This is a genomic window from Actinoplanes sp. NPDC024001 (assembly GCF_040638955.1).
Taxonomy (GTDB): Bacteria; Actinomycetota; Actinomycetes; order Mycobacteriales; family Micromonosporaceae; genus Actinoplanes.
The window spans coordinates 1-26,657 of the sequence record NZ_JBEZZB010000146.1 but is presented as its reverse complement, the minus strand read 5'-3'; the positions used below and the strand labels follow the sequence as shown (position 1 = coordinate 26,657).

Here is a 26,657-nt window from a genome sequence, read left to right as displayed (position 1 = left end):
GCGCCGTGGCGGCGCCCGCGACGTGGGCGAGCACGGCGGCGACCGCCACCACCGGGTCGAACCGTGCGCCGGGGGCGGGGGTGCCGGTGTGCAGCAGCGTCATCGGGTCCGGCCGGTAGGCGTCGGGCAGGCGGGCGCTGGCCGCCAGCGCGGGTGTCCCGATGCTCAGCGCGCGAGTGCCCGGATCCTGGTAGACGCCGCTGGGCAGGCGGGTCTCGCCGTCGAAGACGACGGGCTGGACGGTGCCACCGGACTCGCACACCGCGGTGGTCCACCATGCGGAGATGTCGACAGCCAGGCGAAGATCTCCGACGGACATGTCCGGCAGTGTCCCAAAGGGACGGTGGACGGATGGTTACGACCGGGATGTTCTTCGCATAGTGACAGATCGATGCTCCGAGGTGGCCGCGGAGATCGCCCGGAAGGTAGGGAATCTAAAGTTCCATGTTGTGAGGATTTCGAACCGTGCCGAGGCCGTCGCACCGTTCTACGCGATGGAGGTCGCCAAGCACGCGGCGATGCTGGAGGCCGACGGGCACCACGTCGTCAAGCTGAACATCGGCGAGCCCGACTTCGGCGCCCCGGCGGTGGTCCGGGCCGCGATGCGCGAGGCGATGGACGGGCGCCCGATGGCGTACACCGCGGCCCTCGGGCTGCCCGCGCTGCGGCAGGCGATCGCCGGTTTCTACCGCGACGAGCACGCGGTGGAGGTCGACCCGGCGCGGATCGTGGTGACCGCCGGCGCCTCGGCCGCGCTGGTGCTGACCGCGGCGGCGCTGGTCGACCCGGGCGACGAGGTGATCATCGGCGACCCGTCGTACCCGTGCAACCGGCAGATCATCGAGAGCTTCGGCGGAACCGTCCGGCTGGTGCCGACCACGCCGGCGACCCGGTTCCAGCTGGACGCCGCGTCGGTGCGCTCGCACTGGTCGCGCCGCACCCGCGGGGTCATGATCGCCACCCCGTCCAACCCCACCGGCACCTCGATCCCGGCCGGCGAGCTGGCCGCCATCAGCGGGCTGGCCCGCGAGCACGGCGCCTGGCGCATCGTCGACGAGATCTACCTCGACCTGAGCGACCGTGAGCCGGACGGGCACGCCCGGCGGACCGCGCTGGCCCTCGACCCGGACGCGGTCGTGATCAACAGCTTCTCCAAGTACTTCGGGCTGACCGGGTGGCGGCTCGGCTGGTGCGTGCTGCCCGAGGCGCTGGTGCCGGCGGTGGAGCGGCTGGCCCAGAACTACTACATCTGCGCGTCGGCGCCGGCGCAGGAGGCGGCGCTGGCCTGCTTCACCCCGGAGGCGCTCGCGGTCTGCGAGCAGCGCCGCGCCGAGTTCTCCGCCCGCCGGGCGCTGGTCCTGGACGGGCTGGCCCGGATCGGGCTGCCGGTGCCGGTGCCGCCGGACGGGGCGTTCTACTGCTACCTCGACGTCAGCGGCACCGGGCTGAGCGCGTGGGAGTTCTGCGAGCGGGCGCTGCAGGAGGCGCACGTGGCGCTCACCCCGGGGCGGGACTTCGGCACGCACAGCGCGGAGACGCACGTGCGGTTGTCGTACACGGCGTCGCAGCCGGACCTGCGTGAGGGACTCAGCCGCCTGCGACAGTTCGTGGCCCGGATCGGGCGGTGAGCACCTCGAGCACGCCGGTGATCTGAAACGTCCGGCGGGTGATGCCCTTCGGGTTCGTCACCTGGAACGTGGTGCCGTGCTGGTGCGCCTGCCGCCGCGCCCGGATCAGCGCGTGCACGCCGGTGGAGTCGCAGAAGTGCAGGTTCGTCACGTCGATGACCAGCCCGGCCGGGCGGGCCTCGGTCAGGGTGCTGGTGACGTGCTGGTCGAGCAGGTCCGCCGTGGCCATGTCGAGGTCACCGGTGAGGGTGAGGGTGGTCGACCCGTTGGTGGCGGTGTGCTTGACGATGTTCATGCCGGCTCCGGCGGTCGTGCGCTGGCAGCGTCGGCGGTGCCACCGCTGGGACAGGGGGGCAGCTGGGCCCGCACACGCTTGCCGCCCTGGTACGGCTGCGCGTCCCAGCTGACCGTGAGCGAGGCGATCAGCGGCAGGCCCAGCCCGCCGGTCTCGTCGGGCGTGCGCGGCCGGGGCAGCACCGGCGAGCCGTCCGAGACGGAGACGACGACATCCCGGCCGTGCGCCTCCAGGTCCAGGGCGATGCTGCCGCCGCCGTGCCGCACCGCGTTGGTCACCAGCTCGCTCACCACGGCGCAGGCGTCGTCGGTCCAGTCCTGCTCGTGCAGGCCCCAGCCGTGGAGCACGGCGGTGACCGCACGGCGGGCCCACCCCGGCGCGTGCTTGTCGCGGGGCAGATCGAAATGTGCGGTCAGGGTGCTCATCCGGCCCGCAGCGTAAACAGGCACGGCAACCGGGCGAAGCACAAACTGTCCGCCGTGGCGGGTCAGCGGCCGGGGCGCACCTCGATGAGCAGGTTCGTGGCGCCGGGCAGCGGGTGGGTGCCCGCCGTGAGCGCCGCCGGCAGCGCGGCGACGGCCTGCGGGGGAAGGCGCAGCTCCAGGGTGCCGTCGTCGGGCCGGTGCGCGGCGAACTCCTGCGCCGGGCGCAGCAGCACACGGGTGCCCGGACCTTCCAGGAGCAGGTCACGGCCGTACGGAAGCCGGGCCCGCACCGCCTCGGCGAGCGACCCCGCGGTGATCTCCTCGAGCCGCAGCCGGATCGCGTCGCCCTCGGCGACCCAGTCGAACCCCGCGACCATCAGCCAGCCGAGCGAGGAGCCGTCGCGGGCCCGGCCCGCCTCGATCGCGGCGCGCGCCGCCGGGTCGTCGGTGATCGGCGGCCGGTCCAGGTCGGTGACCAGCAGCGGGCTGCGTTCGGCGAGCAGCGCCACCAGACCGGCGGTGTCCCACTGGCGGGCCGCCGCGTACTCGTCCGCGGTCAGCCCGACCACCTGCAGGAACTGCACCCGGCCGTGCGGGGTGTCGATGGCGCCCAGCTCCGGGTCCTCGGCGAAGGCGAGCGCGGTGACCGCGGTGTCGTAGTCCTGACGGATCGGGCCGTTGGCGTCCATGTGGTGGCCCGGCTCGAACCAGTTGCCGCTGGAGAAGACGTAGCGGGCCAGGTTCTGCAGCAGGTTCGCCGCCCAGATCGGCGGCTCGGTGTCCTCGGCGCCGCGGGCCACCCGGAAGGTGAACTCGAAACCCCAGCCGGACTCGTCCAGGTCCTCCGACTCCTTGCGGTAGAGCTCGCTCATCCCGTAGCCGACGATGTGCCAGTGCGGCTGCGGCTCGGCGCGCGGATAGAAGCTGATGCCGTCCAGCGGGTCCGGCCCACCGAGCGCGAACCGGTGCAGGGTGCCGTAGTGCCGGGGCTCGACGCCGGGGTAGAGCTGCTCGAGGCGGGCGTCGATCGCGTCCCAGCCGGGGGAGTCGGAGGTCATCGAAAGATCCAAGCAAACCGGCTACCGGTCCCGGCATCCGGTACGCGGATCAGGTTGATTCCCGCGTGTCTGTCAGCCAGCCGACAGCCCGCTCCGAACTGGACCATGATGCTGGTCACTCCGACGGGCGAGGCGGATGTGGAGGCAAGGTGCGGATCGAGGCCGAGTGGATCGACGACGTCGACGGTGGGCTGGCCGAGCTGGAGGCGTTCCTCCGGCAGGATCCACGGATGGACGACGTGCCCGTCGAACGAGGACGGCCGTCGGTTCCGTCCACCTCGCTCGGGGCGGTGGAGGTGCTGGAGTTCATCGCCACCAACGTGTCGCTCGGCGTGCTCGCCAACGTGCTCTACGACTTCCTGCGCCGCCGCCGGGGCGGTCCGCAGGCCCGGCTGCGGCTGACCCGGACCGACCTGCCGGACGGCACCCGGCACGTGGAGATCGACCTGTCCGGCTCGCCGGAGGCCGTCGAACAGATCGTGCGCAAAGAGCTCGGCGACGGATAGGCGCGGTGGTGGACGAGGTCGGACGGCTCGATCCGAGCCAGTCGGTGGCCGTGCTCATCGGCGTGACCGAGTACCCGGGAACCAACTTCCCGCCGGTGCCGGCAGCGCGCGAGAACGTACGGCGGCTCGCGGCCGAACTGGCCGACGAGAAGGTCTGGGGCCTGTCCGGGCCGATGCGGCTCGTCGAGCTGATCGACCCGAACCGGGCGACCGTGCTGCGGACGGTTGCTGACGCCGGGCGGCTGGTCGGGCGGCAGGGCATGCTGCTGGTCTATTTCGCCGGGCACGCGGAACCGGCCGGGGGCGAGTTGTGCCTGGCGATGCGGGACGCCGACCGGAGCAATCCGCGAGCGACCATGGTGCCGGTCGCCGAGCTGGTCACGGCGGCGGGCGGGCAGCGGTCGGACAAGCGGATGCTGGTGTTCGACTGCTGTTTCTCGGGCCGCGCCGCGTCGGCTCTGCCGGGCACGGCCGTCAAGGTCGGTGAGACCGCCGGCTGGTACTTCGTCGGCGCCGCCGACGGCAGCACCGAGGCGTCCGCTCCCGCTGACAGCGCGCTGACGCTGTTCACCACCGCGCTGGCGCAGGCGCTGGGCGGCGTGCCCGACGGCCCGGAATGGCTCACCCCGGCCGACGTGTGGAAAGCGACGGCCGCGCTGCTGCCCGGCGAGCACCCGCCGGTGCACAACGACCTGGCGTGGGCACATCGCCAGCCGTGGGTGCGCAACCGCCGGCACGTGCCCCGGCCGCGCACGCCGGTCCCGCCCTCCACCGCTTCGACCGCTGCCGCCGCCTCCGGCGACGAGGATCAAATTCCCCGGGCCCCAGCCCTGTACGCCGAGCCGCGCTACCTGGCCTCGCACCCGTTCGTGGGCCGGACGGCTCAGCTGGAGACCCTCGACGACTGGGCGGGCGCGGCCCAGCCCCATCCGGTGCTGCTGTTCGAGGCCATCGGCGGCAACGGCAAGAGCATGCTCACGTGGGAGTGGGTCACCCGGCACGCGGCCACCGCGCGCCCGGACTGGGCCGGCCGGTTCTGGTACTCCTTCTACGAGAAGGGCGCGGTCATGGCGGATTTCTGCCGCCGCGCCCTGGCGTACATGACCGGCCGCCCGCTGAGTGACTTCCGCGACCAGAAGCAGGGCGTCCTCACCGAGCATCTGCTGCGCGAGCTGCGAGCCAAGCCCTGGCTGCTGGTGCTCGACGGCCTGGAACGGGTGCTGGTGGCCTACCACCGCCTCGACGCGAGCCAGCTCGCCGACGAGCACGCCGGCAAGAGCGACGAGATCGCCACCCGGGATCCTCGCAGCGCGATCCGGCCGGCCGACGACGAGTTGCTGCGCTGGCTGGCCGATGCCGCGCCCTCGAAGATCCTCATGACCTCGCGGTTGACGCCCCGTGTCCTGCTCAACTCGGCCGGCCAGGCGATCCCCGGGGCCCTCGTCGAGCGCCTTCCCGGTCTGCGGCCGGTCGAGGCGGAGGCCATGTTGCGTGCCTGCGGAGTCCACGGTGACGCTCGTCTGATGCGGGAGTTCCTGCAGCGCCACTGCGACTGCCACCCGCTGGTGACGGGTGTCGTCGCGGGCCTGGTCAACTCGTACCTTCCGGCCCGTGGCGATTTCGACCGCTGGGCGACCGATTCCGACTCGGGGAGACGGCTCGACCTGGGCGATCTCGATCTGGTCCAGAAGAGAAATCACATCCTGTCGACCGCCCTTCAGGCCCTTCCCCAGCCGGGTGGTCAGTTGCTGGCGGCGTTGAGCCTGCTGCCGGATGCTGTCGACTTCCGTGCGTTGCAGGCGTTGAACCCGCACCTGCCGCCGCCTGTCGAGGTGGTCGAGCGGCCGTACGACCCCGAAGAGCTGTGGGACTGGGGAGACGCCTCCGAGGAGGACCGCGCCGCGAGCCGGCTGGAGTACCAGCGGAGCATGCGTTTGTGGCAGGAGTATCAGAAGCGGCGTGCCGAGTGGGAGTCATCGGTTGCGGCGGCGGTCGAATCCCTGTCCGAGACGGTGGATGACCTGGAGCGCCGGGGCCTGCTGCAATACGACCGGCAGGCTCGCCGGTGGGACCTGCATCCGGTGGTGAGGGCCACCGCCCGGAACCGTCTGACGGGTGCGGACCGGGACCGTTTCGGTCAGCAGATCATCGACCATTTCTCCCAGCAGTCCCCGGCCGCGTACGAGTCCGTCGCCAGCATCGACGAACTGCATGACGCGCTCATCGTCATCCGCACGATGATCGCGATCGGCCGGGTGGACGACGCTGCCGAGCTGCTGAACGATCTGGCCGACATCCTGCTCCATGACCTGGAGGCGTACCCCGAGATCGCCGCGCTGGCCCGTCCGATGTTCACGGCTGACTGGTCCGCGCTCGTCGTCGAACTGCGGACTCCCCAGTTCGTGATCACCAACGTGAACTTCGCGCTTTCCGTTCTCGGGCTGACCGAGGCTTACGAGAATCTGTGCCGGCTCAGCATAGAGAGCTACCTCGACGAGGAGAATTGGCGAGAGCTGCGGACCTGTGCCCAGAACATCGTCATCGGTTTCATGAACTCGAACAAGCTGGCACTGGCCTATCGCGTTCAATGTATGGCCTCGGAGCTCGGCGAGCTGGTCAGCTGGCCGGGGCACGGCTTGTCGTCCATGGCGCACCACATGGCCGTTCTCGGCCTGCTCGGGCGGTGGAGTGAGGCGGAGCAGCGTTGGCAGCGGATCAAGGACATGGATCGCAACGTGCCTCGGCGAAGTCTGCGCTCGGGCGACCCTGAGCGGGAGTACCTCGACTTCGTGGCGTTCCCGTGCGGTCGATTGACGGAGGAGAACCTCACCGAGGCCGAACGGCTTGCCGAGGCCGGCCGTAATCGCCGCGCCATCCGGCAGCTGAGGCGCCTTCGGGGGATATGGCGGCTTCGATGCGGCCGGCCGGCCGCAGCTGTCGAACCCCTGCAGGACGCTGTCCGGATGGCACACGAGGCCGGCTTCGCGGACGACTCGGCCGTGGCCTACCTGGCGCTGGCCCGGCTGGAGTGCGACCCTGATGACCACTCGGCGATCCGTGGCCTTGCGCTGCGCCTCTCGAATCTTCCGGTCCCGCCGTGCCGGCCGTTGGCGGAGTTGTGGCGGGCGCTCGGCGACACCGGGCAGGCGATCGACCATGCCCGGGCCGCATACACCTGGGCCTGGGCGGACGGGGAGCCCTACGTCCGGCGGCATGCGCTGGATGAGGCCGCCGCTCTGCTCCGGGCCCTGGGTGCTCCGCTGCCCGAGCTGCCGCCTTACGACCCGGCCAGGTATCCGCTCGAGGACTGGGAACGCGACCTCGCCCACGCCATCGCGAGGCTCAAGGACCAGCGCAATGCCGATTGAGAGTGCACCTACGGCTACCGCTCGGTAACAGACCTCGGTAGCCTGGCGCATACCGACGGGTCAAGGGAGCAGCACCATGACCGCGACGCAGCGCAGCACCGCCGACGTCTCCGAGAAGCAGGCGCGCCAGACAGCTGAGGCCGCCCGCGAGTCCGAGTGGCGCAAGCCGAGTTTCGGCAAGGAGCTCTTCCTCGGCCGGTTCCGGCTCGATCTGATCGATCCACCACCGGAGCTGGACTCGACCGCCGAGGCCGACGAGTTCCTCGCGAAGCTCGACGCCTACCTGCGGACCGAGGTCGACGGCGAGCAGATCGAGCGGGACGCCCGCATTCCGGACGAGGTGTTCCACGGGCTGGCGAAGCTCGGCGCCTTCGGCATGAAGATCGACAAGCAGTACGGCGGGCTGGGCCTGTCCAACCTGCACTACTGCAAGGCGCTCACCATGATCGGCTCGGTGAACGCGGCCACCGCCGCGCTGCTCTCCGCGCACCAGTCGATCGGGGTGCCGCAGCCGTTGAAACTGTTCGGCACCGAGGCGCAGAAGAAGGCGTTCCTGCCCCGGCTGGCCGGCGGCGAGGTCTCCGCCTTCCTGCTCACCGAGCCGGACGTCGGCTCCGACCCGGCCCGGCTGGGCACGGTCGCCGAGCCGGTCGAGGGTGGTTTCCGGCTCAACGGGGTGAAGCTGTGGGCCACCAACGGCACCCTCGCCACCCTGCTGGTGGTGATGGCGCGGGTCCCGGAGAAGGGCATCACCGCGTTCGTCGTCGAGGGTGACTCCGAGGGGATCACCGTGGAGCGGCGCAACGCGTTCCTGGGCCTGCGCGGCCTGGAGAACAGCGTGACCCGCTTCCACGACGTGTTCGTGCCCGAGGGCAACGTCATCGGCGGCCTCGGCAAGGGCCTGCGGATCGCGCTGACCACGTTGAACACCGGCCGGCTGTCGCTGCCGGCGATGTGTGTCGGCGCCGGCAAACGGTCGCTGGCCATCGCCCGCGAGTGGGCGGGGGAGCGGGTGCAGTGGGGCCGGCCGGTCGGTGAGCACGAGGCGGTCGCCAAGAAGATCGCGTTCATCGCGGCGACCACCTACGCGATGGAGTCGACGCTGGACCTGTGCTGCCTGATCGCCGACGACCACCGCAACGACATCCGGATCGAGGCGGCGCTGATCAAGCTGTTCGCCAGCGAGATGGCGTGCCGGATCGCCGACGAGCTGATCCAGATCCGCGGCGGGCGCGGCTATGAGACCGCTGATTCGCTGCGGGCCCGCGGCGAGCGGCCGGCCGAGGCCGAGCAGATCCTGCGTGACCTGCGGATCAACCGGATCTTCGAGGGTTCCACCGAGATCATGCACCTGTTGATCGCGCGGGAGGCGGTCGACGCCCACCTGTCGGTGGCCGGCGACATCATCGACCCCGAGGTGGGTCTCGGCGGCAAGGCCCGCGCCGGGGCGCGCGCCGGTGCCTTCTACGCGCGCTGGCTGCCCACGCTTGCGGTCGGCAGAGGGCAGAACCCGTCGGGGTACGGCGACTTCGGCCCGCTCGCGGCACATCTGCGGTACGTGGAACGGGCCTCCCGCAAAGTGGCCCGCTCGACGTTCTACGCGATGTCCCGCTGGCAGGGCAGGCTCGAACGCAAACAGGGTTTCCTGGGCCGGATCGTCGACATCGGGGCCGAGTTGTTCGCGATGTCGGCTGTCTGCGTACGCGCTCATGCCGAGCGTGCCCACCGCCCCGAGGGACTGCAACTGGCTGATCTGTTCTGCCGTCAGGCGCGCTTGCGCGCCGAGGCGTTGTTCGCGGCGCTGTGGGACAACACCGACGCGCTGGACGTGAAGGCGGCGCGCCGGGTGCTGGGCGGGGGTTACGCCTTCCTGGAGGAGGGTGTGATCGCCCCGCCGGACGACGCGGCGTGGGTGGCGGCGTGGCAGCCGGGTGCGGCCACCGTGGACGACGTGCGCCGTCGCATCCCGCCACCCACCACCTGAGCCGTCAGCCGAACACGGCGGCGTAACGGTCCAGGTACAGCGGCCAGCCCTCGTCGTCGGCGACGCCGTCGCGCAGGGACTCCCAGCCGGGGCCGTGCCGGTCGAGGTTGCGGTGCTCCAGCTCGACGCGGGTCCGGCCGGGGCCGTCGGCGACGAAGCGGATCTCGACCTCGCTGGTGTTCGCCGGGTCGGTCTCGAGTTGCCAGGTGGGGCCGATGTCCCAGCTGAACACCACCCGGTGCGGCGGCTCGTAGGCGAGCACCCGGGCCCAGCGGCACTCGCTGCCGTCGGCGGCCCGGTCGTAGATGTGGCCGCCGACCCGCGGCTCGAACACGGTTTCCACGATCGGGGCGCCGAGCAGGTTGTGCTCGGGCGGTTTGACGTCGCCGAAGCGCTCGGTGAAGACGGTGAACGCCTTCTCGACCGGCGCCTCGACGACGATCTGCCGGTGCACCGTGGACGCGGCTTCGCTCATGAATCCTCCTCGACGGTCTTCCGATAGCCCTCCAGGGCGCGTGACCAGAAGGTGTCCAGCTGGTCGCGGAGCGCGGACAGGCCGGCCGGGTTGAGCCGGTAGACGCGCCGGGTGCCGGTGGCCTGGTCGCTGACCAGGCCGGCGTCCTTGAGGACCTTCAAGTGTTGTGACACCGCGGGCCGGCTGATCGGCAGCAGGTCCGCGAGCTCGCCGACCGCGCGGGGACGCTCGGCGAGGCACTCGACGATGGCGCGCCGGGTGGGGTCGCCGAGGGCGTCCCAGCCGTCACCGGGGTGGTAAGTGGCCACGAACGGTAAGCTACGACTTACCGATGCTCGCGGTCAAGGACCTGTGCGGGATCTGTGGAGGTTTCGTGCAGGACCGGCCGGTGGACCGCCCGGCCTGGTGGGATCCCGGCATGGCCTGGAACGGACTGCTCTACTCGCTCTACACGCGGCGCCTGCGTACCCAGCTCACCGGCGCGAACCTGCCCCGGCACGTCGCGATGGTCATCGACGGCAACCGCCGGTGGGCGCGGCAGATGGGCTTCGACGACCCGCGGGTCGGCCACCGGTACGGCGCCGAGCACCTCCACGAGGTGCTCGGCTGGTGCGCCGAGTACCGGATCCGGCACGTGACGGTCTTCCTCGCCTCCGTCGACAACGTGCGCAAGCGCGACTCCGGCGAGGTCGGCAACCTGATGCGGATGATCGAGGACGTGGTCGCCGAACCGCTGCGGCGGCCGGACAGCCGCTGGCGGGTGCACCTGGCCGGCCGCCTCGACATGCTGCCGTCGTCGACCCGGCAGGCGCTCAAACTGGCCGAGGAGGAGACCCGCGACAACGGCGGCACGCACCACCTCACCATCGCGATCGGGTACGACGGCCGCGACGAGATCGTCAACGCGATCCGCTCGCTGCTGGAGGAGGAGAGCCGGGCCGGCCACGGTGTCGACGACATCGCCCAGCGGCTGACCGCCGGGCGGCTGGCCGAGCACCTCTACACCAGCGGGCAGCCGGACCCGGACCTGGTGATCCGGACCAGCGGGGAACGCCGCATGTCCGGTTTCCTGCTGTGGCAGGCCGCCTATTCCGAACTGCACTTCTGCGACGTCTACTGGCCCGGCTTCCGCAAGGTCGACTTCCTGCGGGCGCTGCGCTCGTACGCCGCCCGCCACCGCCGCTTCGGCGCCTGACGATAAATCGATCGGCGGTGTTGTCGCTGATCGATAGCGTCGGCCCGGTGTGGACATACGACGGCGCGGTGGTGGGCAGGACGATCGGCGTCGGCGCCGTGGCCGGAGCCGCCACCGCCGTCGCCACCCTCCTGGGCATCGTGCTGTCCGCGGCCCTGTTCGGCCCGGACGGCGACGCCGACTGGGGCGAGTTCGCCGCCACGATCCCGCGTGCCGTGCTGGTGCTGGCCGTCATCGGCGCGTTCATCGGCGCGATCGCCGGGCTGCTGGCCGGGAACCTCCTGCTGCTGCTGGGCGCCCGCCGCCTGCCGCCGCGCTCCTCCGCCGCGCGGCTGCTGTGCGCGGGGGTCTGCGCGGCGGTCTTCCTGATCCCGATCCTGGTCGCCGGGTTCGGCTGGGGCCACTGGTTCCGGGGCCCGTGGGCCTGGGTCGCCGCGTGGACGGTCCTGGTGGCCGGCGCGGTCGGCGCCGCGACGGCGCCCTACCTGCTCAAACCCGCCGAGGCTCCGCGCTGATCGTGCCGGTAACGGCGGACGACGCCCTTGCCGGCGTGCTTCGCCTCGTAGAGGGCGACGTCGGCCTGCTTCACCAGCGCCGACAGGTCGCTGCCCGGCCCGGCCGTGACGCTGGCGCCGATGCTCGCCCGGGCCACCACCGTGCCGCCGTCGACCGGAATCGGTGCGGCCAGCCGGCGCACGATCCGGTCGCCGATCTCCTCGACCTCGCCGGGATCGCGCAGATCGGGCAGCAGCACCACGAACTCGTCGCCGCCGAGGCGGGCCACCGTGTCCCCGTCGCGGACCGCGGCGCGCAGGTGCCCGGCCACGCCCACCAGCAGGGCGTCGCCGGCGGCGTGCCCGAGGGTGTCGTTGACCGCCTTGAAGCCGTCCAGGTCGATCAGCAGCACACCGGTCAGCGCCTGCGGCCCGGCCGTGGCGAGGGCCGCCGCCGCACGCTCCTGGAACGCGGCCCGGTTCACCAGGCCGGTCAGCGCGTCGTGGCTGGCCTGGTGCTCCAGCAGCCTGCGCTGCCGGTACAGGTCCTCGGTGAGCTGCTGATTCGCGTGCAGGCTGAGGAACTGCCGGACCAGGACCAGCGCGGCCGTCGCCAGCAGCAGCCAGAACAGCGCCGGCGCCACGGCGCCGGCCCGGGCGTAGGACCAGGCCGACGCGGCGAAGGCCAGGCCGACCGGCAGGTAGGGCAACAGCGCCCACCGGCCCTCGCTGCGGCTCTCCTCGCTGAACGTCTCCGGCGGCAGCGGCGCGTGGCTGGCCAGCGCGGCCAGCAGACCCGCGACCAGGTAGCCGGCGCCCACCCCACAGGCGTGCCAGGGCAGGCCGAGGGCGTCGTTGCGCACGGCGAGCAGGACCGTGGCGGCGAACGTCAGCAGAGACAGCGCGAGCAGGCTCAGCGCCTGGTCACCGCGGTGCGACAGGCTGCGGGAGAGCAGCACGAGCGCGTACGCGGCGCCGACCAGCTCGGGCAGCAGCACCAGCGTGATCAGCTGGGCGGCGCCGGCGGGCAGCCCGGCGTACGCGGGCGCCAGCACGAACTGCCAGGCCAGGAAGAACAGGGCGCCGGTAGCGGTGGCCACGTCGATGAGGCGGCGCAGCGCCACCGCCCGGCTGACCCGTTCCGCGCTGCCGAGCAGCATCAGCGCCGCCGGCGAGCACAGCGCCGCGCCGACGGCCAGCCACTCGTCGGCGACGGTCTCACCGGTGCGGAACGCGTCGGCGGTGTCGACCAGGCTGGACGCGGCCCACAGCCCGGCCGCGGCGGCGGCCAGGCCCCAGGCAAGGCGCCGGCGGCCCCGGGTCAGCCGGGTCTGGCGTACGTGACCGACCGTGGTGAGCAGGGCGATCACCGCCAGCACCAGGTTGTCCAGGACGACGCCGGTGCGGGGCGACAGCAGGGGCAGCAGGAGTTGCGCGGTCACGCCGGCGGCCGCCACCGCCGCCAGGCGCACGCCTGTCCTCCGCATCACCACAGGGCCAACGGTCGGACGGTTCCGCATCCACCTGAGGGACTGTGGCCGGGGTAATACCCCGGGTTGATGTGGTGGCGCCGAGGGTGACCCTAGGGTCCCGGCATGCGGAAGTTCTTCACGGGGCTGGCGGTGCTGTTCGGCGCCTATCTGATCGTGCGGGCGGTGGCCGAGCCGTTCGTCATCGACATGACCGATCCGGCGACCTACGCCGCCGACTGGGGCGGGCCGAGCCTGGCCGGGGTGCTGCTGGTGCACTGCGGGCCGGGCGTGGTCTCCGCCGTACTGATCGGGTGGTGGATCGCGCGCCGCCGGCGCCGCGCGCCGCTCTGATTCGCCGGCGCGTGCAACGTCGCGGCCCTGCCGGCCGTCAGTCTTGCCGTGATCGCGTACGCTGCACAGCCGTTGAGAAAGCTAGGGATGTCGCTCGCCGCCGCGCTGCCGATCGGTGCGCTGCTGGGTGCCGCGCCCGCTCACGCCATCGCGCACGGTGACGGTGTCCCCGACGGGCGGTACACGTTCGCCGTCAAGATCACCGAGTTGGGTATCCCCACCGCGGACGGCGGCACCCGGGACAGCTCCTGCTCGGGCGGGCTGATCTCGCCGCACTGGGTGCTGACCGCCGCGCACTGCTTCCGGGACGTGAAGGGCAAGCGGGTGTCACGGACGGTGGCCGAGAAGACCATCGCCACGGTCGGCCGCGCGGACCTGACCGGCAAGGCGGGCTTCACCGCCGACGTGGTCGAGGTGCGCCAGCACGGCAAGGCCGACGTCGCGCTGGCCCGCATCGACCGGGCGGTCGCCGGGATCACGCCGCTGCGGCTGAGCCGCAAGAAGCCGGCCACCGGGCAGGCCGCCCGCCTGGTCGGTTACGGCTTCACCAAGGCCGGCGCCGAGCAGACGCCGAACCGGCTGCGCACCGGCCGGTTCAAGGTCACCTCGCTGGCCGAGACCGAGATGGGCCTGTCCGGGGTGGCGCCGAGACGCACCACCAGCCCGTGCGAGCGTGACTCCGGCGGGCCCTACTTCACCGAGGCCAAGGACGGCGCGGCCGTGGTGATCGGCGTGGTCAGCCGAGGCCCGGACTGCCCGCACACCGGCCCCGACATCGCCACCCGGGTCGACGCGATCGCCCCCTGGATCCTCTCGGTCGTCAAGGCCGACCTGGCGCCGCCACCCGCGCCCCCGGCCGCCCGCCCCTCACCGGCGCAGTCGTCGCCGGCCCGGCAGTCCCCGGCGGTGGCCGCCCCGGACCGGCCGGCCGGGTTCACCCTGCCGCCGATCGTGCTGGCGGTGGCGCCGGTGGCGGTCACCCTGCTGGTCGTGCTGGGGTTGCGCCGGCGGGCCCGCCGCTACCGGGGTTACCGCCGGCGCGGCTGAATTAATCCGCCCGGGATGAGGCCGCCGGCCCGCCCGGACGGTGCACTGGTGCCATGTTCGACGACAACGGCTCGTTTCTGCTGGCCATGCTGGAGTTCTTCATCTTCGTGGCATGGCTCGTGTGCCTGTTCTGGATCTTCGGGGACCTGTTCCGCAGCAGGGACCTCGGCGGCCTGGGCAAGACACTGTGGACGCTGTTCCTCATCTTCCTGCCGACTCTCGGCGCACTCGTCTACCTGATCGCCCGCGGCGGCGGCATGGCCGAGCGGGCGATGGCCGCCCAGGCCCAGGCCCAGCAGCGGCAGGATGCCTACATCCGCTCGGTGGCCGCGCCGGCCAGCGCCACCGAGGAGATCAGCCGCGCGAAACAACTGCTGGACTCGGGCGCCATCAGCGCCGCCGAGTTCGAACATCTCAAGGCCCGCGCCCTCGGCACGGCCAACACCACACCGGTCGCCTCCTGAGCGAGAGGGTCACCCGACCCGGGGAATCTCTTCCACGTTCGGAACGCGGGGTTTGAGAATGTCCACGCGTGCCGATACAGCTCCGCACGGAACGGGGAGGAGAACTCGATGACGTCTGCGGCTGTGGATTACGTCGCTGCGAGGTGTGTGGACGAGGTGCTCGCCGCGCTGGCCGACGGTGAGACGTCGGTCCTGGCCGGCGGCCAGAGCCTGGTCCCGGAGGTGACCAGGCCCGGTTCACCGCCGTGCCGGCTGGTCGACATCAACCGGGTGGCGGAGTTCGACACCCTGGCCGAGACCGGCGGATTCCTGCGCGTCGGGCCGCTGGTGCGGCACCGGACGTTCGAGTCCGACGCGGTCGGCGGGGCGCTCGGTGATCTGCTGCGCGTCGTGGTGCAGCAGATCGGGCATCCACCCATCCGGGCCCGGGGCACGATGCTCGGCAGCCTGGCGTACGCCCATCCCGCGGCGGAGTGGCCGGCCGTGGCGGTGACTCTCGACGCCCAGATCGTCCTCGAAGGGGTGACCGGGCGGCGGACGGTGCCGGCGGAGAGCTTCTTCACGGCACCGTTCACCACCGCCCGCCGCCCGGACGAACTGCTCGTCGAGGCACGGTTCCCGGTGCTGCCCGAGGGAACCGGCATCGGCTACGCCGAGGACCGCCGCAACTCGATCTATCCGCAGGCGGCCGCGATGGCGACGATCACGGTGACCGACGGGGTGATCAGCGCGGCGGCGCTGTGCCTGGTCAACTCCGGGCCCAGCCCGGTCCGGGCCCGGGCAGCCGAGAGCGCGCTGCTCGGCGCCACCCTCTCGGACGCCTCCATCTCGGCGGCCGCGCGGATCGCGGCCGAGCAGGACACCGCCCGGCTCGCCGACGACGCCTCCCGGCCGAAACAGCGGCGCGCCTACCAGGTGCTGGCGCGGCGGGCGCTGAGCAACGCCCGGGAGCGGGTCGCCCGGTGCGCGTGAAACCGACCATCGACGGAACACCCCGGCAACTCGACGTGGAGCCGCACCGCACGCTGGCCGACGTCCTCAACGGCGTTCCGGTCGCCTGCGCCGACGGGACCTGCGGCGCCTGCATGGTCCTCGCCGACGGCGACGAGATCCGCTCCTGCCTGATGCTGGCGGTGCAGTCCGACGGCGTACGGATCTGCACTGTCAGGGATCTGACGCCGCGGCGGCAGGATCCCTGACCCTTTCGGGCCGGGCCGGCATCGACGATGAGTCGTGGATTTCGATCGGACACGGGTGGACTCGAGCGCGCAGCGGCTGCGCGCCGGCCGGCGGCGCGTCAGCGGAGCCGTCGCGGCGACGCGCGGCTGGGAGCCGGCGCAGCGGGAGATGAGCGCCGCGCTGCTGGATCCGCCGGAGGACATCGCCGGCGTGGTGACCCGCCTCAAGGAGTTGCAGCGGATCCTCGACGGGCTGCCGCCGAGCCCCGGCAACAACCGGGTGGCCGCGTTCAACTCGCTCTATCTGACCATCACCGAGCAGGTCGCCGCGCACCTGACCGGCCCGGACGTCACGGACGCCCGCTGGCTCGAGGTGCTCGACGTCGAGTTCGCCCGGCTCTACTTCACCGCCCTGGCCTCCTGGGCCGCGCCCGACGGCGACACCCCGGACGCCTGGGAGGTGCTGTTCCGGCGTGCCCACGACGGCGAGGTGTCCGCGCTGGAGGCCGCCGTTCTCGGCGTCAACGCGCACATCAACCACGACCTGGCGCTCGCCCTGGTGGCCACCTGGCAGCGGCTCGGCTATCCCGGCGACGGCCCCCAGCACCCCGACTACCTGATCGTCAACAAGATCTTCTACCGGCACATCCCGCCGCTGCGCCGCCGCTTCGCCACCGCCTGGCAGATGCAGATCGATCGCTGCGTCGGCGACCTCGACGACTGGACCCAGCGGGTGCTCGTGCGCACCACCCGGGCCTGGGCCTGGGAGCAGGCCGAGCGGCTCTGGGAGCTGCAGGACGACAAGGACGACCTGGCCCGCGCGCGCACGGTCATGGACCGCGCGGCGGCGATTGCCGGGGAGACCCTGCTGACCGGGGCCGGCATCGTCAGGGTGCTCTGGCTGACCGTGGTGGGGAAGGTGACCATGCTGTGGCGGTGGCTGCGGCGCCGGTCAGTCCGGCCGGCGCTTGCCCGGGTCCGCTAGCGCCCGGCCGTCGTCGCGGTCGATGCGCAGGTCCTGCTCCAGCTCGGTGATGAGCGCGCGCAGGTCGTCCAGCCGCTGGCTGATCATGATCCGGTCGATCTCGTCGGGGATGCCGTCGTGGTCCTCGTCGGTCGCCAGGTGCTCGGTCATCTCCAGCCGGCGCGCCTCCTCCATCGAGTTGACGATGACCGCGATCAGGATGTTCAGCAGCAGGTTGACGGTGATGAGCACGTAGCTGACGTAGTAGACGAGGGTCCACGGCGACAGCCGCAGCCCCTCGGCGATCAGGTCGGGCAGCGTCTCCAGGGAGAGCAGCACGAACAGGGTCAGCACCGCGCGGCCCAGGTCGCCGTACTGTTCGGGCTGGCTCTCCTGGAAGATCAGCCAGCCGGCCATGCCGTAGACGTAGAGCGTGACCAGCGCCAGCGCCAGGAACCCGCCGACGCCGGGCAGGCTGCGCAGCAGCGCGGTGACGATGGTGCGCAGCCCGGGGGAGAAGCGGACCAGCCGCAGGACCCGGGCGATCCGGATCACCCGCAGCGCCGCCGAGTCGCCGTGCAGGCCCGGGAAGAACGCGAGAGCGATCACCACGAAGTCGAAGACGTTCCACCCGTGCTTGAAGAAGTCCTGCGGCCGGTTCCCGTGCGCCAGGATCCGGATCACGATCTCGGTGACGAACACGGCCCGGAAGAAGTACTCCATGCCGTGCAGCAGCGGGCCGGCCGCGCCCAGATGCGGGTAGGTCTCCAGGCCGAGCACCACCGCGTTCGCCCCGATCATCGTGACGATGAGGACCTCGAACGCGCGCGACTCGGTGATCGCCGCGCACACCCCGGCGGTCCGCGACAGCCGGGATGTCCGCAACACAGGGTCAGCCTACGTAGGCCGGCCCGCCCGTGCGTGCCTGCGGGCCGCCTCGAACGGCGCGCGGTCGAAGAGGAACCGGCTGCGGACGATCCGTCCGTGCTGGACGGTGACGCATTCCGCACCGGGCGCGCTGGGCACCAGGCTGGTCTCGGTGTCGTACATGACCAGCGCGGTCTCGGCGTCGCCGAACGCGGCGATCAGGGTGGCGCCGCGCAGCATCGCGACGAACGGCGCCATGAACTCCCGGTACGCCGCGGCGCCCTCGATACGCCCGGCCGGCGCGTCGCAGACGATCGCGGGGTCGACGTACGACATGGCGCGGTCCAGGCCCTTGGCCGCCCACGCGTGGTGGTAGGCGAGGGCGACCCGCAGGGCGGGGCTGTTCTCGGTCACGGTGTCTCCTTCTCGTACGGTTCTGGTGATGCAGACACCGCCGGACCGGGAACCGGAACGCTCCGCCGACACGTTCCGGGAACTCGTCGAGCCGTACCGGCGTGAGCTGCAGCTGCACTGCTACCGGATGCTGGGCTCGGTGAGCGATGCGGAGGACGTGCTGCAGGAGACGCTGCTCGCCGCGTGGCGCGGGTTCGGCGGCTTCGAGGGCCGGTCGTCGCTGCGCACCTGGCTGTACCGGATCGCGACCAACCGCTGCCTGAACGCGATCCGGGACGCGAGCCGGCGGGCGCCGCCCGAACCGGCGCCGCCGTTCCGCCCGCCGGAGCCCACCCGCCGGGGCGAGAGCACGTGGCTGACGCCGTACCCGGACGCGCTGCTCGACGGTCTGCCGGAGCGGGCGCCGGGCCCGGACGTCCGGTACGAGACCCGCGAGGCCGTCGAGCTGGCGTTCGTGGCGGCGCTGCAGCGGATGCCGCCGCGGCAGGCCACCACGCTGATCCTGCGCGACGTGCTCGGCTTCCCGGCCGCCGAGGTGGCCGCCCTGCTCGGCAGCACCGAGACCGCGGTGAAGGGCGCCCTGCAGCGGGCCCGCGCCGCCGTGGTCACCGGCCGCGTGCCGGTGACCGCCCCGGGTTCCGCCGCCGAGCAGCGGCTGACCCGGCGGTTCGCCGAGGCGTTCACCGCGGCCGACGTCGACGCCGTGGTGGCGTTGCTGACCGACGACGCCTGGCTGAGCATGCCCCCGGCGCCGCACGAGTACCGGGGCGTCGCGGCGATCGCCGGCTTCCTGCGGGCCAGCGCCACGTTCAACGGGACCGCCCGGATCGACCTGGTGCCGGCCCGCGCCAACACGCAGCCCGCCTTCGGGGTCTACCTGGGCGGCGCCCCGGCCGGCCTGGTCGTGCTCACTGTGGCCGGAGACCGGATCGCCGCGCTGGCCCGCTTCCACACGATCGGCCTGATGTCGCGCTTCGGACTACCGGATCACCCGTAGCGTTCCCTGATCCGGTCTCCGGGCCGGGCCCGGAGCTTTCCCCTGCTTGCTCGCGCGGCCCTGTTCCACGGCGGATCCGTCCAGCAGCCTCGGATGCACCTGTTGTCGATCGGCCCGAGGCGGTACGTCGTGCGCAAGTGGTTGTTCCGTGGACTGCTGCTCCTGCTGGTCCTGGGTGTTGTCGGCGCCGGCGTGGGTGTCTGGGTGCTGACCCGCCCCACGATCGACACCGTCGGCCGGGTCACCTTCGACCGGGAGGTGGCTGTCCCGCCGCTCGCCGCGTCGCGGGTGGACGGTGCCGGCCGGCGGGTGTTCGACCTGCGCACCCAGGCCGGCGAGAGCGACCTCGGGCGCGGCGAACCGACCGCGACGTGGGGTTACAACGGCGCCCACCTCGGCCCGACCCTGCGGGCGAAACGCGGCGAGCAGGTCATCGTGAACATCACCAACCAGCTCGGCGAGGACACCACGGTGCACTGGCACGGCATGCACCTGCCGGCCCGGATGGACGGCGGCCCGCACCACCCGATCCGGCCGGGCGCGACGTTCGCCCCGCAGTGGCGGGTGGATCAGCCGGCCGCGACCCTCTGGTACCACCCGCACCCGCACGAGCGGACCGAGATGCAGGTCTACCGCGGGCTGGCCGGCATGTTCCTGATCGACGACCCGGCCACCGGCGCCGCCGGGCTGCCGCACGAGTACGGCGTCGACGACGTGCCGGTGATGGTGCAGGACAAGGCGTTCGACGACGACGGGCAGCTCTCCGAGACCGGCCGGTTCGGGAGCGAGATCGGCATCCTCGGCGACTCGGTGCTGGTCAACGGGACGCCCGGGCCGTACCTGGACGTCACCACCTCGCTGGTGCGGCTGCGGCTGCTCAACGCCTCCACCGCCCGGATCTTCAACTTCGCGCTCTCCGACGGCCGCCCGTTCACGCTGATCGGCACCGACGGCGGGCTGCTCGACCGGCCGCACCAGGTGCAGCGGCTGCCGCTGTCCACCGGGGAGCGGGCCGAGGTGCTGGTGGCGATGCGCCCCGGCGAACGGGTGGTGCTGCGCAGCGGCCCGCCGGCGCCGGAGGGCGACTTCGCGATGCGCCGCTTCCAGGGCGGCGGCGACCGGTTCGACGTCCTGGAGCTGCGGGCGGCCGCCACCCTGAAGGACAGCTCCGCGGTGCCGGCGAAACTGGCCGACGTGCCACGCCTGGACCCGGCGACCGCCGCCGAGCACCGCGAGATGGAGTTCAGCACCCGCGACATCAACGGCCGCAGGATGTCGCACGACCGGGTCGACGCGGTGGTCACCCGGGACACCACCGAGGTGTGGACGGTGGTCAACGGGCACGGCACCCCGCACAGCTTCCACATCCACGACGTGCAGTTCCAGGTCCTCGAACGCACCGACGGCGGGCCGGTGCCGCCGCTGCTCAGCGGCTGGAAGGACACCGTCTACCTGCCGCCGCACGAGGGCTACAAAGTGATCATGCGGTTCACCGAGTTCGCCGACCCGGCGACGCCGTACATGTTCCACTGCCACGTGCTGCGCCACGAGGACGAGGGCATGATGGGCCAGTTCGTGGTGGTGGAGCCGGGCGGCTCGCCGCGGCTGAGCGCCCACCACGGCCATGGCGGCTGAGCGGCATTGCATCGGCGTCCGACAATGCGACCGTGGGCGTTGTCAAGGACGTCGTGGCCTGGACGGTGCTCGTCGTCCTGGGCGGCATCGGGTTCATCGCGATGGTGCGCGACGCCGGGCGCGACCGCGCCCGGCGCCGGTCGGTGGTCCAGGGACGATCGATCCGGTACGGGCGAGCCGGCAGCTACCGTCCCCGGGCGGCCCTGTGGTTCGGCCTCGCGTCGGCGTGGGCCGGGGTGAACATGGCCTTCTTCCTGCTCTTCTTCCGGCACCCCGCGGTGGTGACCGCCGTCGTGATCATGCTGCTGCTGGCGGTCTACTTCCTGCTCGACCAGCTCGGCACCCGCATCGTCGAGGGCCGGGTGCTGGAGTGCCGGATCATCCGCAGCGGCGAGGACGGCCACGTGGAGAACTTCTGGATCGCGGTCGACGACGGCCGCGACCCGATCGCCGGGACCCCGGTGAGCCGCACCGACTACGCCCGGGTGACCACCGGCGCGTACGTGCGGCTGCACCTCACCCCGCGCGGCCGTCAGGTCAAACGGCTCGACGTCGTGGAGAAGTGAAGGATCTCGGCGGGTGTCTCGGTGGCCGGGCCGAACCAGTGCGGCTCGCCGGTGTCGAACTCGGCGATGTCGCCGGGCCGCAGCACCGACTCGCGGTCACCCACCACCAGCCGGACCTGACCGGCCAGGACGTAGAACCAGAGGTGGCCGGGATGGCTCACCAGGGCCGGCGCGCCGGGCCCGGCGCCCAGGATCTGCTTGAACACCTGCACCCGCCCCGGGTACGTGGTCAGCGGCACCACCACGCTGTTGTTGCCGGTGCGGGCGTGGCTGCGGTGCGGGGTCAGGTGCGCGCGCGGATCGCCGGTGGGCGGCGCGCCGATCAGGTGGTCCAGGGCCATCCGGTGGGCGCGGGCCAGCGGCAGCAGCAGGTCCAGGGTGGGGCGGCGCTTGCCGGACTCCAGCCGGGACAGGGTGCTCACCGACAGCCCGGTGGCGCCGGCCAGATCCTCCAGCGTGAGGCCCCGGTCCTGGCGGATCCGGCGCAGGCGGGGGCCGATGCCGTCGAGCAGCTGTTCCAGTTCGGGGTCCACCGCAGCAGTTTGCGGTCTTCGCAAGTTTCCTGGGAAGGCGGGGCCCGCCGCGGTGACGATTCGCGGCATGAGAGGTACGAGAACACTGGCCGTCTGCGCCGTCAGCATCTTCCTGGTCGGGCTGGACACCACCATCGTGAACGTGGCGCTGCCCTCGATCGGGCGGGACCTGGGCCTCGCCGTCGCCGACCTGGAGTGGACGGTCGACGCGTACACCCTGGTCCTGGCCGGCCTGCTGATCAGCTCCGGCGCGCTGGCCGACCGGGTGGGCCGGCGTCGCGTCTTCCGGCTCGGCCTGGTGATCTTCGGGGCCGGGTCGCTGGCCTGCGCCCTGGCCCCGTCGCTCGGGGTGCTGGTGGCGGGCCGGGTGGTGCAGGGCGTCGGCGGCTCGATGCTGAGCCCGGTGGCGCTGGCCATCGTGGTCAGCGTGATCACTGATCCTCGCGAGCGGGCCCGCGCGATCGGGGTGTGGGCCGCGGTGTTCGGCCTGAGCATGGCGGCCGGGCCGGTGCTCGGCGGGGCGCTGGCGGGCGGGCTCGGCTGGCGCACCGTGTTCTGGGTCAACCTGCCGGTCATCGCGATCGTGCTGGCGCTGACCGTGAAATACGTTCCCGAGTCCCGGGCGCCGCGGCCGCGCCGGCTCGACCTGCCCGGGCAGGCGCTGCTGATCGTGCTGGTCGGCACCACGGTGGCCGTGCTGATCGAGGGACCCCGGCTGGGCTGGGGATCGCCGCTGCTGCTGCTCGGCTACGCGCTGCTGGTGGCTGCCGCGGTGGGCTTCGCCCGGGTCGAGCGCCGGCGGGCCGAACCGCTGATCGACCTGGCCCTGTTCCGGCGGGCCCCGTTCACCGCGGCCGTGGGCTCGGCGGTGGCGGTGTTCGTCGCGCTGAACGTGACGCTGCTGCTCGGCACCTTCCACCTGCAGCAGGCGCGCGGGTTCAGCCCGCTGCAAGCCGGGCTGGTCACGCTGCCGATGGCGCTCGCCGCGACCGTCTGCGCGCCGCTCTCCGGGCACCTGGTCGGGCTGGCCGGGCCACGGCTGCCGCTGCGGGTGGCCGGGGTGAGCACGGCGATCGGCGGGCTGCTGCTGGCCGGTTTCGACGGCGGGGCCGGGCTGCTGGCCGGATACCTGTTCGCCGGGATCGGGGTGGGCTTCGCGAACGCGCCGATCACCAACACCGCGGTCAGCGGCCTGCCGCCGGAGCGCGCCGGTGTCGCGGGCGGCATCACCTCGACGGCACGGCAGCTCGGCGCGGCGCTCGGCATCGCCCTGGCCGGCGGCATCGTGGCCGGCGGCGGGCCGGACGGTGCCGGCTGGGCGCTGGTCGCGGTGTGCGGCGTGGTCGTGCTGGCCGCCGCTCAGGCGTCGCCGGTCAGCGCCCGGCGGCCCACAGCAGTCCCCGTTCGGTGATCGTCGCCACCTCGGGCACGGTCAGGTCCGCCGGGCTGTGCCCGAGCGTGGAGACGAACACCCGGCCGGCCCCGAAGCGGCGCAGCCAGACCACCGGCACCACCGCGCCGGCCGTCTCCGGCGCGCCGTGGTCGCCGGTGAACGTGGTGGTGGCGAGCACCTCGAGGGTCGGGTCGGTGTGGCAGAAGTACTGCTCGGTGTGCACGGAGAAGTCGTCGATGCCGTGCACCACCGGATGCTCGGCGACGATCTTCACGTCGTAGTCGACGAACCCGCCGGGATGGCAGACGAACCGGCCGCCCACCATGAACTGGTAGTCCGGCGATTCGTAGGCGGTGGCCACGATGCCGCCGTGCCAGCCGGCGAAACCCGCGCCGGCGCGCACCCGGCCGACCAGGTTGCGTTCCTGCTGCTCGGTGAGCCGGCCCCCGGTCCAGCACTGCACGATCAGGCCGGCGGCGGCGAGACGGTCCTGGTCGTCGTACGCATCGAGGGTTTCGGCGATGTCGGCGGTGAGGCCGTGCGCGCGCAGGCGCGCGATGAACAGCTCGGTGCAGGCCGCGGGCTCGTGCCCGGGCCAGCCGCCTCGAACGACCAGGATCCGCATGATCCCATCTAATCAGTGCCAGGCGCCGTCCCAGAAGGAGCGCCGCTCCGGTGTGCTCGGTGTCGTGTGGAACGGCTTGCCGCCGGAGTCGATCGGCTGGCGCCCGGTCTGCTCCCCGTCTCGACGATGCGCGGCGGTGACTGATCCAGATCGGCCTTCACATAGCGGCCGGAGGCGGGCCCGCCGCACGGATGCGAGAGGGTGATCCCGCGCATCGGCGGATTGCGGGAGGTGACCACGATCGAGGGCGGCCGTCCCACCTGCTCCAGCGGCCTGTCCGTCAGGTAGGAATGACCGCAGGCCGGGGCCTGCCGCTCGACGGACATCGAAACCGGGGCCTGCGCGAGGACCGTCCGCTGAATCGCCGCGGGCACCCCGGAGAGCCAGCCCGCCAGGGCCGCGGTCAGGGCGGCGGCGAGCACACCGGCGATCCACTTCCCGGCACTGCCCCACTTCCCGGCACTGCCCCACTTCCCGGCACTGCTGCCGCCGGCCGGCCGGGTTCGGCGATCGGCCGGTCTCCGCCGGGCCCTGCGGCGCGCCATGGCTCACTCCTCGCGCCTCACCGTCCACCTTGCCCAGGACCACGGCCCGAGTCCAGCGGGTCTTTCGGCCCTGCCCGGCGGCATCCGCGGCTCCTACCGTCGGAGATGACTCAGGAGGCGTCAATGAAGACCTGGACCGTGGACGATGTGATGACCATGGCGGTCGTGTCCGTTCCGGAGACCGCCGCCTACCGTGAACTGGTCGATCTGCTGATCGGCCGGCACTTCAGCGCCGTGCCCGTGGTGGACGGCCGGCACCGGGTGACCGGTGTGGTGTCCGAGGCCGACCTGCTCCGCAAGATCGAATATGCCGGCGACGAGGAACCGCGGCTCTTCGAGGGCCGCCGCCGGCGCGGCGAGCGTGCCAAGGCGCGCGCCGCCACCGCCGCCGAGCTGATGAGCAGCCCGCCGGTCGTGGCGGTGTCCGGCACCCCGGTCGCCAAGGCCGCCCGCATCATGGACGCCGAGCAGGTCAAACGGCTGCCCGTGGTGGACGACTTCGGCCGCCTCGTCGGCATCGTCACCCGCAGCGACCTGCTCAAGGTGCACCTGCGCCCGGACGACGACATCCGCGCCGACGTGCTCGCGGTGCTCGGCGCCGCCTTCCCGGCCGCGACCGTGCGGGCCGAGGTCGAGCGGGGTGTGGTGACCCTGCGCGGGCAGGTGGACCGGCTGTCGACCGCGACGGCCGCGGCCCGTCTCGCCCGCCGCGTCGACGGGGTGGTCGAGGTGGCCGACGCGATCGCCTACACCTACGACGACACCGCGGTGACGGTTTACGGTATCGCCTGACGGATCACCGACCGCGCCGATGTGGAGTCCCGATGAGCGTTCTGCAGGCCCTGCTGTCCGGAGTGAACAACCGCACCATCGAGGTCGTCGACCTCACCGCGCCGCTGTCCGCCGCGACGCCGATCCTGCAGCTGCCGCCGCCGTTCGCCAACACGATCCCGTTCCGCCTGGAGGAGATCAGCCGGTACGACGACCGCGGCCCCGCCTGGTACTGGAACGACATCCACACCGGCGAGCACACCGGCACCCACTTCGACGCGCCGGTGCACTGGGCGACCGGCCGTGACGGCGACGACGTCTCGCAGGTCCCGCCGCACCGGCTGATCGCCCCGGCCGTGGTCGTCGACGTCGTCGAGCAGGCCGCCGCCGACCCGGACTTCCTGCTGGAGGTCGAGCACATCCGCGCCTGGGAGGCCGAGCACGGCCCGCTGCCCGACGGTGGCTGGCTGCTGCTGCGCACCGGCTGGGACGCCCGCTCCGGTGACCAGGCCGCGTTCCTCAACGCGAACGAGACCGGCCCGCACACCCCCGGCGTCTCGGCGGCGGCCGCGAAATGGCTGGCCACCGAGTCGCCGGTGATCGGCCTCGGGGTGGAGACGGTCGGCACCGACGCGGGCGCCGCGCACTCGTTCGACCCGCCGTTCCCGTGCCACTCCTACCTGCTGGGCGCCGACAAGTACGGCCTGACCCAGCTGCGCAACCTGGACCGGCTGCCGCCGACCGGGGCTGTGGTGATCGCCCCGCCGCTGCCGATCGTCGGCGGCTCCGGCAGCCCGGTGCGCGTGCTGGCGCTCGTCGAACGATGAGAGTCGCGGATCTGGTCGGCGCCACCCTCGCCGAGCTCGGCGCGAGCCACGTGTTCGGGGTGGTCGGCAGCGGCAACTTCCATGTCACCAACGCGCTGGTGGCGCACGGGGCCCGGTTCGTCGCGACCCGCCACGAGGGTGGGGCGGCCACGGCCGCTGACGCGTACGCGCGGGTCAGCGGCCGGGCCGGGATCGTCTCGGTGCATCAGGGCTGCGGGCTGACCAACGCGATGACCGGGATCGCGGAGGCGGCGAAGAGCCGTACCCCGCTGCTGGTGCTCGCCGCCGAGCCGGCGGCGAGTGCGCTGCGCTCGAACTTCCGGGTCGACCAGGACGCCCTCGCGCGGGCGGTCGGCGCGGCGAGCGACCGGGTGCACGGGCCGGGCACCGCGGTGGCCGACACCGTGCGGGCCTGTCGGACCGCGGTGGTGGAGCGGCGCACCGTCGTGCTGAACCTGCCGCTGGACGTGCAGGCCGCCGCGGCATCGGCCTCGCCGTCCGGATAGACGTACACGTGAAGGACGCGAAGCAAAATGGCTCCGCGTCCGACGAACACGACATGTTCGGCGCCGTACTCGTC

At 72.5% G+C, this 26,657-nt stretch carries 29 protein-coding genes and 1 pseudogene; 19 read left to right on the top strand and 11 right to left on the bottom strand.

Annotation, left to right across the window (positions count from 1 at the left end):
• A pseudogene (locus AB0F81_RS39220) lies at nt 1-319 on the bottom strand (hypothetical protein); the annotation flags it as partial.
• Nucleotides 320-449: 130 nt separating this feature from the next.
• On the opposite strand from AB0F81_RS39220, the gene AB0F81_RS39215 reads away from it, so the two are divergent.
• Nucleotides 450-1,628 (top strand): pyridoxal phosphate-dependent aminotransferase, encoded by a 1,179-nt coding sequence (locus AB0F81_RS39215; RefSeq protein ID WP_360206349.1) that lies wholly within the window; start codon nt 450-452, stop codon nt 1,626-1,628.
• Here the strand turns inward: AB0F81_RS39215 and AB0F81_RS39210 are convergent.
• The 3 genes from AB0F81_RS39210 to AB0F81_RS39200 all read right to left on the bottom strand — a co-directional run bounded on the left by AB0F81_RS39210 (nt 1,588) and on the right by AB0F81_RS39200 (nt 3,406).
• A complete protein-coding gene (locus AB0F81_RS39210; protein WP_360206347.1) occupies nt 1,588-1,923 on the bottom strand; it encodes an STAS domain-containing protein in 336 nt (111 codons plus the stop codon). The two genes, AB0F81_RS39215 and AB0F81_RS39210, sit on opposite strands and share 41 nt — an antisense overlap.
• The gene (locus AB0F81_RS39205; RefSeq protein ID WP_360206344.1) at nt 1,920-2,348 is read right to left on the bottom strand and encodes an ATP-binding protein; all 429 of its coding nucleotides are present in this window, start codon (nt 2,346-2,348) and stop codon (nt 1,920-1,922) included. The genes AB0F81_RS39210 and AB0F81_RS39205 overlap by 4 nt, the downstream gene beginning before the upstream one ends.
• A gap of 62 nt (nt 2,349-2,410) precedes the next feature.
• On the bottom strand, nt 2,411-3,406 hold the full coding sequence (locus tag AB0F81_RS39200; RefSeq protein ID WP_360206341.1) for a suppressor of fused domain protein: 996 nt from the start codon (nt 3,404-3,406) through the stop codon (nt 2,411-2,413).
• Between the two features lie 149 nt (nt 3,407-3,555).
• Here AB0F81_RS39200 and AB0F81_RS39195 point away from each other — a divergent pair, with 149 nt between their 5' ends.
• The 3 genes from AB0F81_RS39195 to AB0F81_RS39185 all read left to right on the top strand — a co-directional run bounded on the left by AB0F81_RS39195 (nt 3,556) and on the right by AB0F81_RS39185 (nt 9,264).
• Nucleotides 3,556-3,912 (top strand): hypothetical protein, encoded by a 357-nt coding sequence (locus AB0F81_RS39195; protein WP_360206338.1) that lies wholly within the window; start codon nt 3,556-3,558, stop codon nt 3,910-3,912.
• 5 nt (nt 3,913-3,917) lie between these two features.
• Nucleotides 3,918-7,280: a hypothetical protein gene (locus tag AB0F81_RS39190; protein ID WP_360206336.1), complete on the top strand. Its 3,363-nt coding sequence runs from the start codon at nt 3,918-3,920 to the stop codon at nt 7,278-7,280.
• A 76-nt stretch (nt 7,281-7,356) separates the two neighbouring features.
• Nucleotides 7,357-9,264 carry an acyl-CoA dehydrogenase family protein gene (locus AB0F81_RS39185; RefSeq protein WP_360206333.1) on the top strand — a complete coding sequence of 636 codons (1,908 nt, stop codon included), beginning with the start codon at nt 7,357-7,359 and terminating at the stop codon, nt 9,262-9,264.
• A 4-nt stretch (nt 9,265-9,268) separates the two neighbouring features.
• Here AB0F81_RS39185 and AB0F81_RS39180 read toward each other — a convergent pair whose 3' ends face one another.
• A complete protein-coding gene (locus tag AB0F81_RS39180; RefSeq protein ID WP_360206330.1) occupies nt 9,269-9,739 on the bottom strand; it encodes an SRPBCC family protein in 471 nt (156 codons plus the stop codon).
• Nucleotides 9,736-10,047 carry a metalloregulator ArsR/SmtB family transcription factor gene (locus tag AB0F81_RS39175; RefSeq protein WP_360206327.1) on the bottom strand — a complete coding sequence of 104 codons (312 nt, stop codon included), beginning with the start codon at nt 10,045-10,047 and terminating at the stop codon, nt 9,736-9,738. Before AB0F81_RS39175 ends, AB0F81_RS39180 begins: the two co-directional genes overlap by 4 nt.
• A 23-nt stretch (nt 10,048-10,070) precedes the next feature.
• Between AB0F81_RS39175 and uppS the strand changes: the two genes are divergently transcribed.
• Entirely contained in the window at nt 10,071-10,934 is an 864-nt protein-coding gene (gene uppS / locus AB0F81_RS39170; RefSeq protein WP_360206324.1) for a polyprenyl diphosphate synthase, read from the top strand.
• Between the two features lie 47 nt (nt 10,935-10,981).
• Nucleotides 10,982-11,449: a hypothetical protein gene (locus tag AB0F81_RS39165; RefSeq protein WP_360206321.1), complete on the top strand. Its 468-nt coding sequence runs from the start codon at nt 10,982-10,984 to the stop codon at nt 11,447-11,449.
• On the opposite strand, the gene AB0F81_RS39160 is transcribed toward AB0F81_RS39165, so the two are convergent.
• Nucleotides 11,416-12,900, bottom strand: a complete 1,485-nt coding sequence (locus tag AB0F81_RS39160) for a GGDEF domain-containing protein (RefSeq protein WP_360206318.1) — start codon at nt 12,898-12,900, stop codon at nt 11,416-11,418. The genes AB0F81_RS39165 and AB0F81_RS39160 overlap by 34 nt on opposite strands.
• 123 nt (nt 12,901-13,023) lie before the next feature.
• Between AB0F81_RS39160 and AB0F81_RS39155 the strand changes: the two genes are divergently transcribed.
• From AB0F81_RS39155 to AB0F81_RS39130, 6 genes are all read left to right on the top strand, one after another.
• Nucleotides 13,024-13,251, top strand: coding sequence for a hypothetical protein (locus AB0F81_RS39155; protein WP_360206315.1), 228 nt, complete (start codon nt 13,024-13,026; stop codon nt 13,249-13,251).
• Between the two features lie 72 nt (nt 13,252-13,323).
• Nucleotides 13,324-14,298, top strand: a complete 975-nt coding sequence (locus AB0F81_RS39150; protein WP_360206312.1) for a trypsin-like serine protease — start codon at nt 13,324-13,326, stop codon at nt 14,296-14,298.
• A gap of 53 nt (nt 14,299-14,351) precedes the next feature.
• Entirely contained in the window at nt 14,352-14,762 is a 411-nt protein-coding gene (locus AB0F81_RS39145; protein WP_360206309.1) for an SHOCT domain-containing protein, read from the top strand.
• A gap of 108 nt (nt 14,763-14,870) precedes the next feature.
• Nucleotides 14,871-15,734 carry an FAD binding domain-containing protein gene (locus AB0F81_RS39140; RefSeq protein WP_360206306.1) on the top strand — a complete coding sequence of 288 codons (864 nt, stop codon included), beginning with the start codon at nt 14,871-14,873 and terminating at the stop codon, nt 15,732-15,734.
• Entirely contained in the window at nt 15,725-15,961 is a 237-nt protein-coding gene (locus tag AB0F81_RS39135; protein WP_360206304.1) for a 2Fe-2S iron-sulfur cluster-binding protein, read from the top strand. Before AB0F81_RS39140 ends, AB0F81_RS39135 begins: the two co-directional genes overlap by 10 nt.
• Nucleotides 15,962-15,995: 34 nt before the next feature.
• The gene (locus AB0F81_RS39130) at nt 15,996-16,925 is read left to right on the top strand and encodes a DUF5995 family protein (RefSeq protein WP_360206302.1); all 930 of its coding nucleotides are present in this window, start codon (nt 15,996-15,998) and stop codon (nt 16,923-16,925) included.
• Here AB0F81_RS39130 and AB0F81_RS39125 read toward each other — a convergent pair.
• Together AB0F81_RS39125 and AB0F81_RS39120 are read right to left on the bottom strand one after the other, a co-directional pair.
• Nucleotides 16,893-17,792 carry an ion transporter gene (locus tag AB0F81_RS39125; protein ID WP_360206299.1) on the bottom strand — a complete coding sequence of 300 codons (900 nt, stop codon included), beginning with the start codon at nt 17,790-17,792 and terminating at the stop codon, nt 16,893-16,895. The two genes, AB0F81_RS39130 and AB0F81_RS39125, sit on opposite strands and share 33 nt — an antisense overlap.
• 9 nt (nt 17,793-17,801) lie before the next feature.
• Entirely contained in the window at nt 17,802-18,185 is a 384-nt protein-coding gene (locus AB0F81_RS39120) for a nuclear transport factor 2 family protein (RefSeq protein WP_360206296.1), read from the bottom strand.
• Between the two features lie 28 nt (nt 18,186-18,213).
• Between AB0F81_RS39120 and AB0F81_RS39115 the strand changes: the two genes are divergently transcribed.
• From AB0F81_RS39115 to AB0F81_RS39105, 3 genes are all read left to right on the top strand, one after another.
• Entirely contained in the window at nt 18,214-19,182 is a 969-nt protein-coding gene (locus AB0F81_RS39115; protein WP_360206294.1) for an RNA polymerase subunit sigma-70, read from the top strand.
• A gap of 129 nt (nt 19,183-19,311) precedes the next feature.
• Nucleotides 19,312-20,817, top strand: coding sequence for a multicopper oxidase domain-containing protein (locus AB0F81_RS39110; protein ID WP_360206291.1), 1,506 nt, complete (start codon nt 19,312-19,314; stop codon nt 20,815-20,817).
• Between the two features lie 32 nt (nt 20,818-20,849).
• Nucleotides 20,850-21,383, top strand: a complete 534-nt coding sequence (locus AB0F81_RS39105; protein ID WP_360206289.1) for a hypothetical protein — start codon at nt 20,850-20,852, stop codon at nt 21,381-21,383.
• On the opposite strand, the gene AB0F81_RS39100 is transcribed toward AB0F81_RS39105, so the two are convergent.
• On the bottom strand, nt 21,350-21,916 hold the full coding sequence (locus AB0F81_RS39100; RefSeq protein WP_360206286.1) for a helix-turn-helix transcriptional regulator: 567 nt from the start codon (nt 21,914-21,916) through the stop codon (nt 21,350-21,352). The genes AB0F81_RS39105 and AB0F81_RS39100 overlap by 34 nt on opposite strands.
• Nucleotides 21,917-21,983: 67 nt before the next feature.
• Between AB0F81_RS39100 and AB0F81_RS39095 the strand changes: the two genes are divergently transcribed.
• Nucleotides 21,984-23,327 carry an MFS transporter gene (locus tag AB0F81_RS39095; protein ID WP_360206283.1) on the top strand — a complete coding sequence of 448 codons (1,344 nt, stop codon included), beginning with the start codon at nt 21,984-21,986 and terminating at the stop codon, nt 23,325-23,327.
• Here the strand turns inward: AB0F81_RS39095 and AB0F81_RS39090 are convergent.
• The gene (locus tag AB0F81_RS39090) at nt 23,290-23,934 is read right to left on the bottom strand and encodes a ThuA domain-containing protein (protein WP_360206280.1); all 645 of its coding nucleotides are present in this window, start codon (nt 23,932-23,934) and stop codon (nt 23,290-23,292) included. The genes AB0F81_RS39095 and AB0F81_RS39090 overlap by 38 nt on opposite strands.
• 668 nt (nt 23,935-24,602) lie before the next feature.
• On the opposite strand from AB0F81_RS39090, the gene AB0F81_RS39085 reads away from it, so the two are divergent.
• Genes AB0F81_RS39085 through AB0F81_RS39075 form a run of 3 tightly spaced genes read left to right on the top strand, consistent with a single transcriptional unit; the run spans nt 24,603 to nt 26,583 of the window.
• Nucleotides 24,603-25,271 (top strand): CBS domain-containing protein, encoded by a 669-nt coding sequence (locus tag AB0F81_RS39085; protein WP_360206277.1) that lies wholly within the window; start codon nt 24,603-24,605, stop codon nt 25,269-25,271.
• Nucleotides 25,272-25,303: 32 nt separating this feature from the next.
• A complete protein-coding gene (locus tag AB0F81_RS39080; protein WP_360206275.1) occupies nt 25,304-26,077 on the top strand; it encodes a cyclase family protein in 774 nt (257 codons plus the stop codon).
• Nucleotides 26,074-26,583, top strand: a complete 510-nt coding sequence (locus AB0F81_RS39075; protein ID WP_360206272.1) for a thiamine pyrophosphate-binding protein — start codon at nt 26,074-26,076, stop codon at nt 26,581-26,583. Before AB0F81_RS39080 ends, AB0F81_RS39075 begins: the two co-directional genes overlap by 4 nt.
• The last annotated feature ends 74 nt before the right edge of the window (nt 26,584-26,657 follow it).